The organism is Plantactinospora sp. DSM 117369, from assembly GCF_053764795.1.
The window spans coordinates 1,850,763-1,864,859 of sequence record NZ_CM132446.1 but is presented as its reverse complement, the minus strand read 5'-3'; the positions used below and the strand labels follow the sequence as shown (position 1 = coordinate 1,864,859).

The window sequence follows — 14,097 nt, the reverse complement described above, 5'->3', positions numbered from 1 at the left end:
CCGCCGGGCGAACCGGCGGGGGCGAAAACGACTGTGCGGTCGGCGGTTCGGCCTATGCCACCACGGGCCGGAAGGGGGATCGCCGGCCCTCGTACGCGGTGATGTCCGCCTCATGCCGGAGGGTCAGTCCAATGTCGTCCAAGCCCTCCATCAGCCGCCAGCGGCTGAAGTCGTCCATCGGGAAGGACCAGGTGTCCTCCCCGGCCCGGACCTCCCGGGCGGTCAGGTCGACGGTGATCCGGACCGTCGGGTCGGACTCCACCAACTCCCACAACGCCTCGACGGCCTTCAATTCAAGCTCGACCGGAAGGAGCCCTTCCTTGAGGGCGTTCCCCCGGAAGATGTCCCCGAAGCGGGGGGCGATGACGGACCGGAACCCCCAGTCGCGCAGCGCCCACACGGCGTGCTCGCGGGAGGAGCCCGTGCCGAACTCGGGGCCGGCCACGAGAATCGACGCCCCAGAATATGAGGAATCGTTGAGTACGAATGCCGGATCCTCCCGCCAGGCGCTGAAGAGGCCGTCGGCGAAGCCCGTCCGGGTCACCCGCTTGAGGTACACGGCGGGGATGATCTGATCGGTATCCACGTTGGACCGGCGCAGCGGGACCGCCGTACCGGTGTGCACGGTGAACTTGTCCATGTCAGGTCAGCCCTTCACAGGTCGGCCGGGGCGGCCAGCCGGCCCACCACGGCAGTGGCGGCGGCGACCGGTGGCGAGACCAGGTGGGTACGCCCACCCCGGCCCTGCCGGCCCTCGAAGTTACGGTTGGAGGTCGAGGCCGAACGCTGGCCCGGCTTGAGGGTGTCCGGGTTCATGCCCAGGCACATGGAGCAGCCGGCGAACCGCCACTCGGCACCCGCCTCGGTGAAGACCTGGTCCAGCCCCTCCTGCTCGGCCGCCTCGCGGACCGCTGCCGACCCGGGTACGACGAGCATCCGCACCCCGTCGGCCACCCGGTGTCCGCGCAGCACGTCGGCGGCGGCCCGGAGGTCCTCCAGCCGGCCGTTGGTGCAGGAGCCGACGAAGACCACGTCCACCGGTACGTCCCGGAGCGGGGTGCCGGGCTTGAGGTCCATGTATTCCAGGGCCCGCCGGGCGGCGGTCTGCTCGGCGTCGGTGACGAAGTCCTCCGGGTCCGGCACGGCCGCGTCCAGCGCGGTGCCCTGACCCGGGTTGGTGCCCCAGGTGACGAACGGGCTGATCCGGCTGGCGTCCAGCACCACCTCGCTGTCGAAGGTCGCGCCCTCGTCGGTCGGCAGGGTCCGCCAGTACTCGAGCGCCGCGTCCCAGTCCGCGCCCTGCGGGGCGTTCGGCCGCCCCAACAGATAGGCGAAGGTGGTCTCGTCCGGCGCGATCATCCCGGCCTTGGCGCCCCACTCGATGGACATGTTGGCGATGGTCATCCGGCCCTCCATGGAGAGCCTGCTGATCGCCTCGCCCCGGTACTCCACGATGTGACCGCGACCGCCGCCGGTGCCGACCTGGGCGATCAGCGCCAGCACCAGGTCCTTGGCGGTGACCCCGGGGGCCAGCTCGCCGATCACGGTCACCGCCATGGTCTTCGGGCGGATCTGCGGCAGGGTCTGGGTCGCCAGGACGTGTTCGACCTCACTGGTCCCGATCCCGAAGGCCAGCGCACCGAACGCCCCGTGGGTGGCCGTGTGTGAGTCGCCGCACACGATGGTCAGGCCCGGCTGGGTCAGCCCGAGCTGCGGCCCGATCACGTGCACGATGCCCTGGTTGTCGTCGCCGAGCGGATGCAACTTGAGGCCGAACTCGGCGCAGTTGCGGCGCAGCGTCTCGATCTGGGTCCGCGAGGTCGGGTCGGCGATGGTGAGCAGGTCACCGCGCCGGGACCGGAACGACGGGTCGTCGTAACCGGTCGGGGTGTTGTGGTCCTCGGTCGCGAGCGTGAGATCGGGCCGGCGCACCTTACGATTCGCCATCCGCAACCCGTCGAAGGCCTGCGGGCTGGTCACCTCGTGCAGCAGGTGCAGGTCGATATAGAGCAGGTCCGGCTCACCGTCAGCGGATCGCACCACGTGAGCATCCCAGACCTTCTCGGCCAAGGTCCTGGGCGAGGACGGCTCTGGAGTGACTCCCACCATCTGGACATCCTAAATTCTGGGAGGTAGGTTTCGGCTTGTGGGACACAGTATGAGCGGTGTCGGCGTTCTCGACAAGGCGGTGGTCATCCTGGCCGCCTGCGTCGACGGCGCCAGCCTGGCCGAACTCGTCGATCGCACCAAGCTGCCCCGGGCCACGGCCCACCGCCTGGCCCAGGCCCTGGAGATCCACCGGATGCTGGTCCGGGACACCCAGGGACGCTGGCGCCCAGGGCCGCGTTTGGGCGAGTTGGCGAACGCCGCCCCCGACGTACTGCTGACCGCGGCCGAGCCGCTGCTCTCGGCGCTCCGGGACGCGACCGGCGAGAGCGCCCAGCTCTATCTGCGCCGGGCGGACGAGCGGATCTGCGTGGCCGCCGCCGAGCGGGCCAGCGGATTGCGCGACACGGTGCCGGTCGGCTCGGTGCTGCCGATGACCGCGGGTTCCGCCGCACAGATCCTGCTGGCTTGGGAACCGCCGGAGGCGGTCATGCCGCTGCTCCCCCGGTGCAAGTTCACCGGCCGCACCCTCGCCGAGGTGCGCCGCCGGGGCTGGGCGCAGAGCGTCGCCGAACGCGAAGCCGGAGTGGCGAGCGTCTCGTCGCCGATCCGGGACCGGACCGGGCGGGTGATCGCCGCGATCAGCATCTCCGGGCCGATCGAGCGGCTCGGCCGGCGACCCGGCGACCGGCACGCGATGGCCGTGGTCCGGGCCGGCCAACGGTTGAGCGGCCTGTAACCCGACTCCTGCCGGCGGCCGGGCGGCGAATGACCGGCGCGGGGCCGACTCAGCCCGCCGACTCACCCCGAGGCGGACTCACCCCGAGGCGGACTCAAGCCCGGAGTGGACTCTGCCCGGGGCCGCCTCCACGCGGCAGGCCGCCAGCCGACCGACACCCACCCGGCCGGCAACCCGACGCCGACGCCGGACGGGACTCCCGCCCGGCGGACTGTCGAGCTGCCCCGTCCGTGCACCCAGCTCGACAGTCCCGTCCGTGCACCCAGCTCGACAGTCCCGTCCGTGCACCCAGCTCGACAGTCTCGTCCGTGCACCCAGCTCGACAGTCTCGTCCGTGCACCCACTCGGCTGCCCCCTCCGTGCACCCAGCTCGACAGTCCCGGCGGCGGTCGGCCAGCTCGGCTGAGGAGAGACCTCGCCGCCGACGCCAGGACGACTGCCGAGGGCATGTCGATTCATGGCCGGCGAGGAGGCACGGGAGTTCGCGGGCGTCGGGCGTTGGTAACGGGGGCGGAGCGGCGGGCGCGGAGCGCGCTGGATCGCGGGCCACCGGGGCGCGGGACCGGCGGCCGTCGGAGAACACCGGCATCCGTGCCCGTACCGGTCCGAGCACCGGCACGCCAAGTGGTTCGTTTCGAGTACCAGGTCGGGCCGGGTGTGCCATGCTCGACATCGGGAACTGGCTGACGCCCCGCTCGGCCGGGGGAGATCCTCGACGCCGAGGGCATGTCGATGACGTGCGGAAGGCGCGCATTCCCGGGAGGCGTGCGGACGTGGCGTACGGAACGGAAACGGCCCGCGCCACCGGAGTGACGCGGGCCGTCGGTCGTAGCCCCGACCGGATTCGAACCGGCGCTACCGCCTTGAGAGGGCGGCGTCCTAGGCCGCTAGACGACGGGGCCAGGACTTCCCGTTGTTGACCTTGCGATCAACGCTGCTGAACTCTACCAGAGACCAGCTACCGGCACCCTTTCGGGTTTCGGTGGCTGGGGTACCAGGACTCGAACCTAGACTAACTGAACCAGAATCAGTCGGGCTGCCAATTACCCCATACCCCATCGGTGCTCGTCGCACCGAAAGCGAACTTTACCGGACCCGGTGGTGCAGACCAAATCGGGTCGGTACCGGGCGACGCCGTACCGGCGCCGCCCCCGCCGGACCTCAGTCGAGGGTCACCACCGGGTTCGACAGCTCGCCGATGCCGCCGACGCGGACCGTGACGGTATCCCCGTCGACGATCGGACTAACCCCCGCCGGTGTGCCGGTCAGCACCACGTCGCCCGGGAGCAGCGTCATCACGTGCGAGATATAGGACACCAGGGTCGGAACGTCGAAGACCATGTCCCTGGTCCGGCCGAGCTGGCGTACCTCCATCTCGTCCGCGCCCCGACCCACCTCGCAGCGGACCTCGACGTCGCTGACGTCGATCCCGGTGGAGATCCACGGGCCGAGCGGGCAGAACGAGTCGAAGCCCTTGGCCCGGGTCCACTGCCCGTCCGAGCGTTGCAGGTCCCGCGCGGTCACGTCGTTGGCGCAGGTGTAGCCGAAGACGGCCTGGGCGGCGGCGGCCCGGTCGGCCCGGCGCGCGCCGGGCGGCCCGATCACCACGGCCAGCTCGGCCTCGTGCTCGACCTGCTTGGACTGGGTCGGGAGCCGGATCGCGTCCCGGGGACCGATCACCGAGGTCGACGGCTTGAGAAAGAGCAGCGGCTCGGCCGGTACGTCGTTGCCGAGTTCGGCGGCGTGCTCGGCGTAGTTGCGTCCGACACACACCACCTTGCTCGGCAGGATGGGCGAGAGCAGCCGGACGTCGGCCAGCGCCCAGCGGGCGGTGGTGAACCGGATCTCGCCGAACGGATGGCCCTCGATCTCGGCCACGGTCAGGCCCTCGGGACCGGCCTCCGGGTCACCCTCGACGACGCCGAACGACATTCCCTTTGCATGAGCGAAACGAGCGATACGCACGCCGCCAATCTATCCCCACCGGGAGCTGGTGCCGGCGCCGCGTGCGGCGCGGCGGCACCATACCGCAGCAGGCCAGCCACTGGCGGCGGTTCGATCCTTCCCCGCCAGCCGGCCGCCCGTCCGGCTTAGCGTTCGGGGCGGGAGGAGACTTCGTGATGCCTGCATCGATCCGACTACGTGCGGTGGGGGCGGTGATCGCGGGTTGCCTGCTGGCCGCCACCGCGCCCGGCGCCCCCGTCCAGGCGGCCAACGCCCCTGCCAAGGCGACCCAGGCCCGAGCGGGCAACGCCCCGGCCAGGGCGGCCAACGCCCCGATCCGGCCGACCAGCCCGCTGATCACCCTCGCGATGAGCACGTCCGGCGATCCGGCGCCCCGCTACGAGATCCGGGTGCGCAACGGCACCGACGGCATGGTGAAGACGACGGTCCGGCAGGAACTGCCACCGGGCGCCACCCCGGCCATGATCAGCCAGGGCGGCGCGGCGAGCGCGCCCGGCACCATGCCGGGGCAGCTCGGTACCGAGGTGGTCTGGCAGGTCCAGCTCGGCGCCCGCAGCACTGCGTTGCTCAGCACCACCCTCGTACCGCCGGCCCGCGGGGCCGACGTCACCGCCCCGGCCTGCGCCTTCGTCGCCGGCGGCAACATGCCGTACGACTGCGCGACCGCGACCTGGAACCAGGCCCGGGCGGCCGCCGCCGGTCCCGGCTCGGACGACTCGGCGCAGGCGCAGGCGGCTGCCTCCCCGCCCTGGTGGCGCCGTGGCACCCTGCTGGGTACCGCGCTCGCGGTGCTGGTGCTGCTCGCCGCGGCCGGTGGTGCGCTCTGGTGGCGGCGACTGCGCCGGCGCCGCGCTGCCAACCAGGTCAACACCACGCCTGGCGACGGTACCGACCGGCGGGCGGCCAAACGGGCCGCGAAGCGGGAAGCGGCGGAGCAGCGCGCCGCCGAGAAGCAGGCCGCCGCGGAGCAGCGCGCCGCCGAGAAGCAGGCCGCCGCGGAGCAGCGCGCCGCCGAGAAGCAGGCCGCGGCGGCGGCCCGGCGGGTCCGCAGGTCCGGCAACCCGATCGCCCGGGCCCGGGCCCGGGTACGCGGGGACCACAAGATCCCGGTGCCGGAGAGCGTACGGCGGGCCACCGGCCACCCCCGGATCGGCGGCGCGGCGGAGCTGGCCGCCCCCGCGGAGCCCCCGGTGACCGGGAAGGCCGGTGCGTCCGCTCACCGGTCCCAGCGCGAGGATCACCAGGCCGGGGGCGAGGATCACCAGACCTGGGCCCAGGATCACCAGATCCCGGGCGAGCAGGCGGGTGCGACCAGGGGCGGGGCTCCGCTGGAACAGCGGCGGCCGGTCGACGACGCGGTGGTGGACGGCGGCGGGCTGCTCCGGGACGGCGGGCTGGCCGCAGCCGACGAGCCGGGTGATGACGAGTCAGGTGGCCTGGTCGGCATCGCCGGCGGGGCCCGCTACGTCGGGCGGGCGCCGGTACCGCCCCGCACCGCCGCGCCGGCCGACGCCGAGGAGCCGGCCGAGGAGCCCGTACCGGAGCCGCCGGAGCCGACCGACGAGGAACTCGCCCCGGTGGTCGGCCGGGCCCGCCCCGCCCCGCATCCGGCCACCACCTACCGGCCGCCTCGACGGCGTCCCAGGCCGCCGGCGTGGGCCGCGGTCGGTTCCGCCGCCCTGCTGGCGGTGGCCCTGGCCGCGCTCACCGCGTGGACCGGGTCGAGCCAGGTGAGCGCGATCAACGGCAACCGGCAGCCGTCCAGCGGGGCGTGGGTGGGCAAGACCGTGGCCGGGCCGGTCGGTACGAGCCTGCGGGAGAGCGCCTTCGAGTTCACCGTCTACCGGCTGGTCTGCCCGCCGGCACCCGGCGGTTGCCAGGCGATCCTCGGGGTACGCAACCTGACCGACAAGAGCCAGCAGTGGCACGGCACGCTGCAGCGGGCGTACCTGCCCAACGGGGACTGGGTCGGTGCCGACGTGGCGGCGACGCAGATCGCCAACGCCGGGAAGGACCCGTTCGCCGAACCGGTACCGGCCGGCCAGCGCATGATCATGCCGCTGGTGTTCGCCTCGACCGGTGCGGTCGAACCGACCCGGATCGAGCTGCGCAGCGCCGTCTTCTCCGCCGGGGTCAGCGTCGACGTCCCGCACTAGGCAGACCCGCGCGGCGGGCGCCGTACCCTGGAGCGGTGACCGCCGCCCTCGCCCGTACCGTCGTGCTCGACGCGGCGCAGTGGCGTGCCCGGCGGGCGGCCCACGAGCGGCGGGTGGACGAGTGGCTGGTGCCGCACCTGGCCCGGCGGGGCAGCGGCACCCGGCATCCGGTGGAGGACTTCCTCTTCACCTACTACTCGCACCGGCCGGCGCAGCTTCGCCGCTGGCATCCCGGTGCCGGAGTGGTGCTCCGGGACGCCGACCCGGCCGAGTTCGGCCGGGACTACCGCGCCGGGGACGCGGGCCTCGTTCTCGACACCGAGGCGGTACGCCGGCGCCGGGGCGACTCGGTGGACTGGATCCGCACCCTGCTGACCCGTACCGCCGGCCGGCCCGGCCAGTTCGGCTGCTTCGGGATGCACGAGTGGGCCATGGTCTACCGGCAGACCCAGGCGGAGGTACGGCACAACGCCTGGCCGCTGCGGCTCTCGCCCGAGCAGACCGCCCGGGTGGTGGAGGGCAACCGGATCCGGTGCAGCCACTTCGACGCGTACCGGTTCTTCACCCCGCCGGCCCGACTGCTGAACCTGCTCGCCCCGAGCCGCGAGACGCAAGCCGACAACGAGCAGCCGGGCTGCCTGCACGCCAACATGGACCTCTACAAATGGGCCTACAAGCTCTCCCCCCTGGTGCCGGGCGAACTGGTCGCCGACGCGTTCGCGCTGGCCCGGGAGATCCGCACCCTGGACATGCGGGCCAGCCCGTACGACCTGGCCGCGCTCGGCTATCCGCCGGTCCGGGTGGAGACCCCCGAGGGCCGGGCCGAGTACGCCGCCGCCCAGCGCGGTTTCGCCGAGCGGGCCGCCCCGCTCCGGGCCCGGCTGCTCGCCGCACTGGCGGCGGCAGCCGAGCTCGGCTGACGGTGAGCCACGCCGACGGCGGCGGCCGCCAGCCGGCCCGGCACCGCTCGGGTCAGATGATTCCGCCGTTGGCCCGCAGCACCTGGCCGTTGACCCAGTGCCCGGCCGGGCTGGCCAGGAAGGCCACCGTCTCGGCGATGTCGTCGGGAGTGCCGAGCCGCTCCAGCGGTGCCTGGGCCGCGAGCTGGGCGATCCGCTGTTCGTTGTTGGCCCGCAGGAACAGGTCGGTGGCGGTCGGCCCGGGTGCGACGGCGTTGACGCTGACGTCCCGGCCGCGCATCTCCCGGGCCAGTACCAGGGTCATCGCCTCGACCGCGCCCTTGCTGGCGGCGTAGGCGCTGTAGTTGGGGAAGGCGAGGCCGACGACCGAGGAGGAGAAGTTGACCAGCGCGCCGCCGGGGCGGAGCCGGCGTACCGCCTGCTGGTCGACGACGAAGGTACCCCGGATGTTGGTCCGGTGCAGGTCGTCCAGGTCGGCCAGGTCGAGTTCGGCGAGCGGCGCCAGCGGCATCCGGCCGGCCGCGTGCACGACCACGTCGACGCCGCCGAAGGTCCGCTCGGCGGTGTCGAAGAGTGCGGCGACCGCGTGCTCGTCGGCCACGTCGGCCCGTACGGCGATCGCCCGGCCGCCGGCCGTCTCGACCTCCTTGACCGCGGCCTCGGCCTCGACCTGGTTGCCGGCGTAGCCGACCACGACGGCGAAGCCGTCGGCGGCGAGCCGGGTGACGACCCGGCGGCCGATGCCGCGGGAGCCGCCGGTGACCACAGCGGTACGACCGTTCGGGGTGGCGGGGATGGACGGGGTGGACACAGGGTTCTCCTTGCTGTTCTCGCGGTTTCGGGGTGCGCGGCGTCGCCGGCTGCGACGTCCGCCGGGTTTCGTCGTGCCGTCCTTCCGGCTCGGCCGGCCGGGTCAGCCGCCGGGGGTTCGGCGGGCGACCGGGTCAGGCGGTGGCCGGGCGGTCGGCCAGTCGGGTCAGCCACTCCAGCAGCAGGGCGGTCTCGGCCGGCGACAGTGGACTGTCCGGCAGTGCCGGCAGCAGCGCGCCGAGGTTCGCGGCGGCCACCGCGACGTTGCCACCGGGTCCGGCCGACTGCTCCGGCCCGCCGGAGGCGTCCGGGGTGACGATGGCGGTGACGATCGCCTCGCGTACCCGGGTCGCCACCTGGGTGACGTCGGGATAGATGGTCGGGCGGGTGATCAGCAGCAAGGCGACACCGGCGTTCGCCGGCATCACCATCTGGGCCGCCAACCGGGGACTGATCCGCAGCCGTCCGGCCGCGGCGCAGCGCTCCAGTACGCCGAGCAGCAGTTGGTGCGCCTCGGTCGCGGCGGCGGGCGGGGTGGAGAGCCCCGGGGAGTACATCAGTCGGTAGAAGTTCGGGTTCTCCAGCGCGAAGGCGACATGGTTGTCCCAGCCGTCGCGGAGGTCGCGCACCGGGTCGTCCGAGGGGACCGCCGCCCGCTTGCCGGCCAGGTACTGCTCGAAACCGAAGTCGACCACGGCGGCGAGCAACCCCTCCTTGTCGCCGAACTGCCGGTAGAGCGCGGGTGCGCCCACCCCGGCGGCCTCGCAGACCGCCCGGGTCGAGACGTCCGCCTCCGGCGACCGGGCCAGCAACTCGGCCGCAGCGTGCAGTATCCGGGTTCTCGCGTCCACGTAAACGACGATAACACCTCGCGTAGCGCCGCTACAAAAGAAGTGTAATCGCCGTTACACGACCTCGTGGATCGCGGTACTACGCTGGCCGAGTGGATCTCTCTGGGGCACAACAGTTGTGGAAACCGGAGCCGGGCTGGCTGAACACCGCCAGCTACGGGCTGCCGCCGGAGCCGGCCTGGGAGGCGCTCCAGGCCGCCCTCGCCGACTGGCGCACCGGTCGTACCTCCTGGGAGGGGTGGGACGCCTCGACCCACCGCTCCCGGGCCGCCTTCGCCCGGCTGGTCGGCGTACCGGTCTCGGACGTGACCGTCGGGGCGAGCGTCTCCCAGCTGCTCGCCCCGGTCGGGGCCGCCCTGCCCGCCGGAGCCACCGTGCTGGCGCCGGAGGTGGAGTTCACCTCCAACCTCTTTCCCTGGCTGGTGCACGCCGAGCGCGGGGTGCGGGTCCGCACCGTGCCGGCGGACCGGCTCGCCGAGGCGGTCGACGACAACACCGACCTCGTCGCGTTCAGCCTGGTCCAGTCGGCGGACGGCTCCGTCGCCCGGTACGACGAGATCCTGGCCGCCGCCGAGGCGCACGACGCGCTGGTGGTGGTCGACGCCACCCAGGGCTGCGGCTGGCTGCCGTTCGACGCGGGCCGGGCGGACGTGGTCGCCGTCGGCGCGTACAAGTGGCTGATGGCGCCGCGCGGCGCCGCGTTCGGCTACCTCGGTCCCCGGGTCCGGGACCGGATCACCCCGCTCGCCGCCAACTGGTACGCCGGCTCCGACCCGCACGCCTCCTACTACGGCCCGCCGCTACGGCTGGCCGACGACGCCCGCCGGTTCGACCTCTCCCCGGCCTGGTTCTGCTTCGTCGGCGCGGCTCCGGCCCTGGAACTCCTCGTCGAGGTGGGGCTGCCGGCGATCCGGGAGCACAACGTCGGGCTGGCCAACCGGTTCCTGGCCGGCCTCGGCCAGCCGCCCCGGGACAGCGCGATCGTCACCGTCGACGTACCCGATGCGGCGGAGAAGCTGGCGGCGGCCGGTGTCCGCGCCGCGGTCCGGGCCGGTCGGGTACGCGCCTCGTTCCACCTCTACTCCACCGAGCGGGACGTCGACCTGGCCCTGGCCGCCCTGACGTCCTGACCGGCCCCGGGAGGTCAGTCCGCGTCGGGGCGGCGTAGCTGCTTGAGTTGGCTGCGGCGCTTCTTCTCGGCGAGCCGGCGCTCCTTGGCACCGCGGCTCGGTTTGGTGGGTCGTCTCGGCGGCGGCGGTGGCGCGATCGCGTCGGCCAGCAGCGCGGTGAGCCGGGCCTGCGCGGCCTCCCGGTTGCGGAGCTGGGCTCGGTGCTCCGACGCCGAGACCGTCAGTACGCCGTCGGAGAGCCGGCCGCCCAGCCGGTCCAGCGCCCTGGCCTTGAGCCGCTCCGGCAGCGCCGTCGAGTTCGCCACGTCGAAGGAGAGCTCGGCCCGGGAGTCGGTCGTGTTCACGCCCTGTCCGCCCGGGCCGCTGGACCGGGAGAACCGCCAGTGCAGTTCCGCCTCCGGGATGACGAGGCCGGGTCGGATGGTCAGGGGTGTCATGATGTCAACCGTACGGCTCAGCCGCCCTTGCCGATGATGGTGTCCGCCGTCTGCTGCACCTGCTCGATCGGGATGGCGAAGCCGATCCCGATCGAGCCGCTGCCGTCGATGGTGGCGATCGCGGTGTTCACCCCGACCACCTCACCCCGGGCATTGACCAGCGGACCACCGGAGTTGCCGGGATTGATGGAGGCGTCGGTCTGCACCGCGCTGTGCCGGTTCTCGCCCAGCTTCACCTGGCGGTCCAGCGCGCTGACGATGCCGGCGGTCACCGTGCCGGCGAGCCCCAGCGGCGAGCCGACCGCGAGCACCGGCTCACCGACCCGGGTGGCGCCGGGCTTGGCCAGCGGCAGTGCCGTCAGTCCGGCCGACGGCGGCACCCGGAGCACCGCGATGTCGCTGCTGGAGTCCCGGCCGACGAGCCGGGCCGGGAACTGCCGCCCGTCCGAGGTCTCCACCATCACCGCGCCGCCGGGCTCCCCGCCGCCGCCCCGGGCCACGATGTGGTCGTTGGTGACGATGTGCTGGAGGTCGTCGATGGCGAACCCGGAGCCGCTGGCCGACTTGCCACCCCCGGCCACCATCACCGAGACCACGCCGGGCACCACCTGCGCGGCGGCGGCCACCAGGTCGGCCGGGATGGCGGCCTGCGCCGCCCTGCCCCGCTCCGTCGTCTCCTGGCTGGCCACGTAGCCGCCGGCCAGGCCGCCGGAGCCGATGGCGAGCGCGACCACCGCGAGCGCGGCGAGCAGCGCGCGCCGCCGCCGGGCCGCCCGGTCGGCCGCCAGCACCTCACCGGGTACGCCCGGAACGCCGCGCCCGTCCGGTTCCAGGTCGGGTGAGATGAACCATGGACCGCGGGGTTCGCCGAGTCCGGTCTGCGTTGCCATAGCTCACTCCTCGTCAGTCCATCGTCGGATCAGGGCAGCAGGGGTGCCGGTCCGTCCGCCTCGGCGGGGCCGAGCCGGTCCGGCGCGGTCTATGGCAGCCGGGAGAACCACGCCATCGAGCCACCCGCCGCCGCCAGGGCCAGCAGCAGCCCGATGCCGATGAACCGGGCGGAGATGTCCTGCTTCTCCGTGCGGTAGCCGACCGAGGTCCCGATGTCCTCGTACACGGCACGCAGCTCGGCGCTGCTGCCCGCCTCGTGGTAGCCGCCCTTGGTCTGCTCGGCGACCGCCCGCAGGGTCTGGCCGTCCACCGGTACCCTGATCGGCCGGCCGCCCCGGGCGACGTAGCCTGCGGCGGTGCCGAACGAGATGGTGTGCACCGGTACGCTCACCTTTACCGCCTCGTCGGCGGCGGACATCGGATCGCGTCCGGAGGTGTTCGCCCCGTCGGAGAGCAGCACGATCCGGGCCGGTGGCGGGTTCTTCGCGGCCTGGGCGTCGAAGGTCCTGATCGCCTCCAGCGAGGTGCCGATCGCCTCCCCGATGGCGGTGCCCTGCACTCCGGTGCTGCCCTCGGCGAGCCGTCTGATCCCGGAGTGCAGCGCCGAGCGGTCGGTGCCCGGCGGCACGAGTACCGCCGCGCTGCCGGCGAAGGCGACCAGCCCGACGTTGAACTCGTCGGGCAGCGTCTCGACGAACCGGTGCGCCGCCGACTTCGCCGCCGCCAGCCGGTCCGGTTCGACGTCAGTGGCCAGCATCGAGGTGGAGACGTCCACCGCGACCATCACGGTGGCCCGCTCCCGGGGCACCCTGACCTCCGCCTCCGGCCGGGCGAAGCCGACGACCAGCAGCGCCAGCATGGCCAGGAACAATCCGGCCGGCAGGTGCCGCCGCCAGGACGGCCGGTCCGGCGCGACCCGGTCCAGCAGCCGCAGGTTGGTGAAGCGGACGGCGTACCGGCTGCGCCGGCGTTGCAGCACGACGTACCAGATGCCGAGCCCGACCACGCCGAGCAGCAGGAACAGCCGCTCCGGAGACTGCCAGGTCATGCCGCGCCTCCCCGTACCGCTGCCACGGGCGGCCGGGCCGCGCCGGCCAGCCGCCGTTGGGTGTGTACGTGTCGGACGATGTCCGCGATCCAGTCCCGGTCGGTACGCAAGGACAGGTGCGCGGCGCCTGCCCGGCGCAGCGCCTGCCGGACCAGTTCGCGCTGGCCGGCCGCTGCGGCGGCGTACCGCTCCCGGAGCCGGCGGTCCGCAGTGGACACCTCGCGCCGCCGGCCCGTCTCCGGGTCGACCAGGGTGACCAGTCCGATGTCCGGCAGCTCCAGTTCGCGCGGGTCGACCACCTCCACCGCCAGCACCTGGTGGCGTACGCCGAGCCGGCGGACGGCCCGCTCCCAGTCCGGCGGGCCGCCCTCGGTCTCGGGCAGCCCGTCGAGGAAGTCCGAGACCAGCACCGCCAGGCCCCGGCCGGCGGTGGCCCGGTGCAGCGTGGTGACCGCGTCGGCGAGCGACGGGGCGGCGCCGGAGGTGTCGCGCCGGGGTGCCGCGAGCAGCACGGTGAGCAGGCCCAGCAGATGGGTCCGACCGGTCCGGGCCGGGAAGCGGCGGATGCCGGTGCCGTCGAGCAGGTGTGCGCCGAGCCGGTTGCCCACCCCGGCGGTGAGGAAGCCGACCGCCGCCGTGGCGGCCACGGCGAGTTCCCGCTTGTCCAGCTCGGCGGTGCCGAAGTGCATGCTGGGGGTGGAGTCGACCAGCAGCCAGGTGGTCAGTTCCCGGTCGGCGTCCACCTCCCGGACGTGCGGCAGGGTGGTCCGGGCGGTCACCGCCCAGTCCATCCGGCGTACCTCGTCCTCGCCGGGCCGGTATTCCCGGGCGCCGCTGTACTCGCTGCCGGGGCCGGGGAGCAAGCCGAGGTGCTGGCCGTGCAGCAGCCCGTCGAGCCGGCGGGTGACCAGCAGTTCCAGCCGGCGCAGCCGGTGCTCGGGAGCGAGCTGGCCCAGCGTCGGGTCGCCACTGGCCCGCTGGGCGCCATCGGAGCCGATCCGGGGAATCCGACCACCCGTCCGGGCGTCCCGACCCGTCCGGCTG

General features: G+C 73.6%; 13 protein-coding genes and 2 tRNA genes. 4 read left to right on the top strand and 11 right to left on the bottom strand.

The features are described 5' to 3' along the window. Positions 1-52: 52 nt before the first annotated feature. Entirely contained in the window at positions 53-640 is a 588-nt protein-coding gene (gene leuD / locus ACSMXO_RS08335) for a 3-isopropylmalate dehydratase small subunit (protein WP_318395435.1), read from the bottom strand. A gap of 14 nt (positions 641-654) precedes the next feature. After that, entirely contained in the window at positions 655-2,109 is a 1,455-nt protein-coding gene (gene leuC, locus ACSMXO_RS08330; protein ID WP_455417282.1) for a 3-isopropylmalate dehydratase large subunit, read from the bottom strand. A gap of 49 nt (positions 2,110-2,158) precedes the next feature. On the opposite strand from leuC, the gene ACSMXO_RS08325 reads away from it, so the two are divergent. After that, a complete protein-coding gene (locus ACSMXO_RS08325) occupies positions 2,159-2,845 on the top strand; it encodes an IclR family transcriptional regulator (RefSeq protein WP_101370253.1) in 687 nt (228 codons plus the stop codon). An 829-nt stretch (positions 2,846-3,674) separates the two neighbouring features. On the opposite strand, the gene ACSMXO_RS08320 is transcribed toward ACSMXO_RS08325, so the two are convergent. The 3 genes from ACSMXO_RS08320 to ACSMXO_RS08310 form a co-directional block, all read right to left on the bottom strand. Beyond that, positions 3,675-3,747: transfer RNA gene (locus ACSMXO_RS08320), tRNA-Glu, on the bottom strand. Between the two features lie 81 nt (positions 3,748-3,828). Beyond that, a tRNA-Gln gene (locus ACSMXO_RS08315) sits at positions 3,829-3,903 on the bottom strand. 103 nt (positions 3,904-4,006) lie between these two features. Beyond that, on the bottom strand, positions 4,007-4,810 hold the full coding sequence (locus ACSMXO_RS08310) for a fumarylacetoacetate hydrolase family protein (protein WP_455417281.1): 804 nt from the start codon (positions 4,808-4,810) through the stop codon (positions 4,007-4,009). A gap of 155 nt (positions 4,811-4,965) precedes the next feature. On the opposite strand from ACSMXO_RS08310, the gene ACSMXO_RS08305 reads away from it, so the two are divergent. Next, complete coding sequence (locus tag ACSMXO_RS08305; protein ID WP_455417280.1) at positions 4,966-6,966, top strand: hypothetical protein; 2,001 nt, start codon at positions 4,966-4,968, stop codon at positions 6,964-6,966. A 35-nt stretch (positions 6,967-7,001) separates the two neighbouring features. After that, complete coding sequence (locus ACSMXO_RS08300; protein ID WP_455417279.1) at positions 7,002-7,886, top strand: 3-methyladenine DNA glycosylase; 885 nt, start codon at positions 7,002-7,004, stop codon at positions 7,884-7,886. A 52-nt stretch (positions 7,887-7,938) separates the two neighbouring features. Here the strand turns inward: ACSMXO_RS08300 and ACSMXO_RS08295 are convergent, their stop codons facing one another. Next, the gene (locus ACSMXO_RS08295; RefSeq protein ID WP_346256237.1) at positions 7,939-8,697 is read right to left on the bottom strand and encodes an SDR family oxidoreductase; all 759 of its coding nucleotides are present in this window, start codon (positions 8,695-8,697) and stop codon (positions 7,939-7,941) included. 133 nt (positions 8,698-8,830) lie between these two features. Further along, the gene (locus ACSMXO_RS08290; protein ID WP_455417278.1) at positions 8,831-9,547 is read right to left on the bottom strand and encodes a TetR/AcrR family transcriptional regulator; all 717 of its coding nucleotides are present in this window, start codon (positions 9,545-9,547) and stop codon (positions 8,831-8,833) included. Positions 9,548-9,639: 92 nt separating this feature from the next. Between ACSMXO_RS08290 and ACSMXO_RS08285 the strand changes: the two genes are divergently transcribed. Continuing rightward, a complete protein-coding gene (locus ACSMXO_RS08285; protein ID WP_455417277.1) occupies positions 9,640-10,677 on the top strand; it encodes an aminotransferase class V-fold PLP-dependent enzyme in 1,038 nt (345 codons plus the stop codon). A gap of 14 nt (positions 10,678-10,691) precedes the next feature. Here ACSMXO_RS08285 and arfB read toward each other — a convergent pair whose 3' ends face one another. The 4 genes from arfB to ACSMXO_RS08265 form a co-directional block, all read right to left on the bottom strand. Continuing rightward, entirely contained in the window at positions 10,692-11,114 is a 423-nt protein-coding gene (gene arfB / locus ACSMXO_RS08280; RefSeq protein WP_346256234.1) for an alternative ribosome rescue aminoacyl-tRNA hydrolase ArfB, read from the bottom strand. Positions 11,115-11,131: 17 nt separating this feature from the next. Then, entirely contained in the window at positions 11,132-12,004 is an 873-nt protein-coding gene (locus ACSMXO_RS08275; RefSeq protein WP_455417276.1) for a S1C family serine protease, read from the bottom strand. A gap of 89 nt (positions 12,005-12,093) precedes the next feature. After that, positions 12,094-13,053 (bottom strand): VWA domain-containing protein, encoded by a 960-nt coding sequence (locus ACSMXO_RS08270; protein ID WP_455417275.1) that lies wholly within the window; start codon positions 13,051-13,053, stop codon positions 12,094-12,096. Next, complete coding sequence (locus ACSMXO_RS08265) at positions 13,050-14,051, bottom strand: DUF58 domain-containing protein (RefSeq protein ID WP_455419195.1); 1,002 nt, start codon at positions 14,049-14,051, stop codon at positions 13,050-13,052. Before ACSMXO_RS08265 ends, ACSMXO_RS08270 begins: the two co-directional genes overlap by 4 nt. Positions 14,052-14,097: the final 46 nt, after the last annotated feature.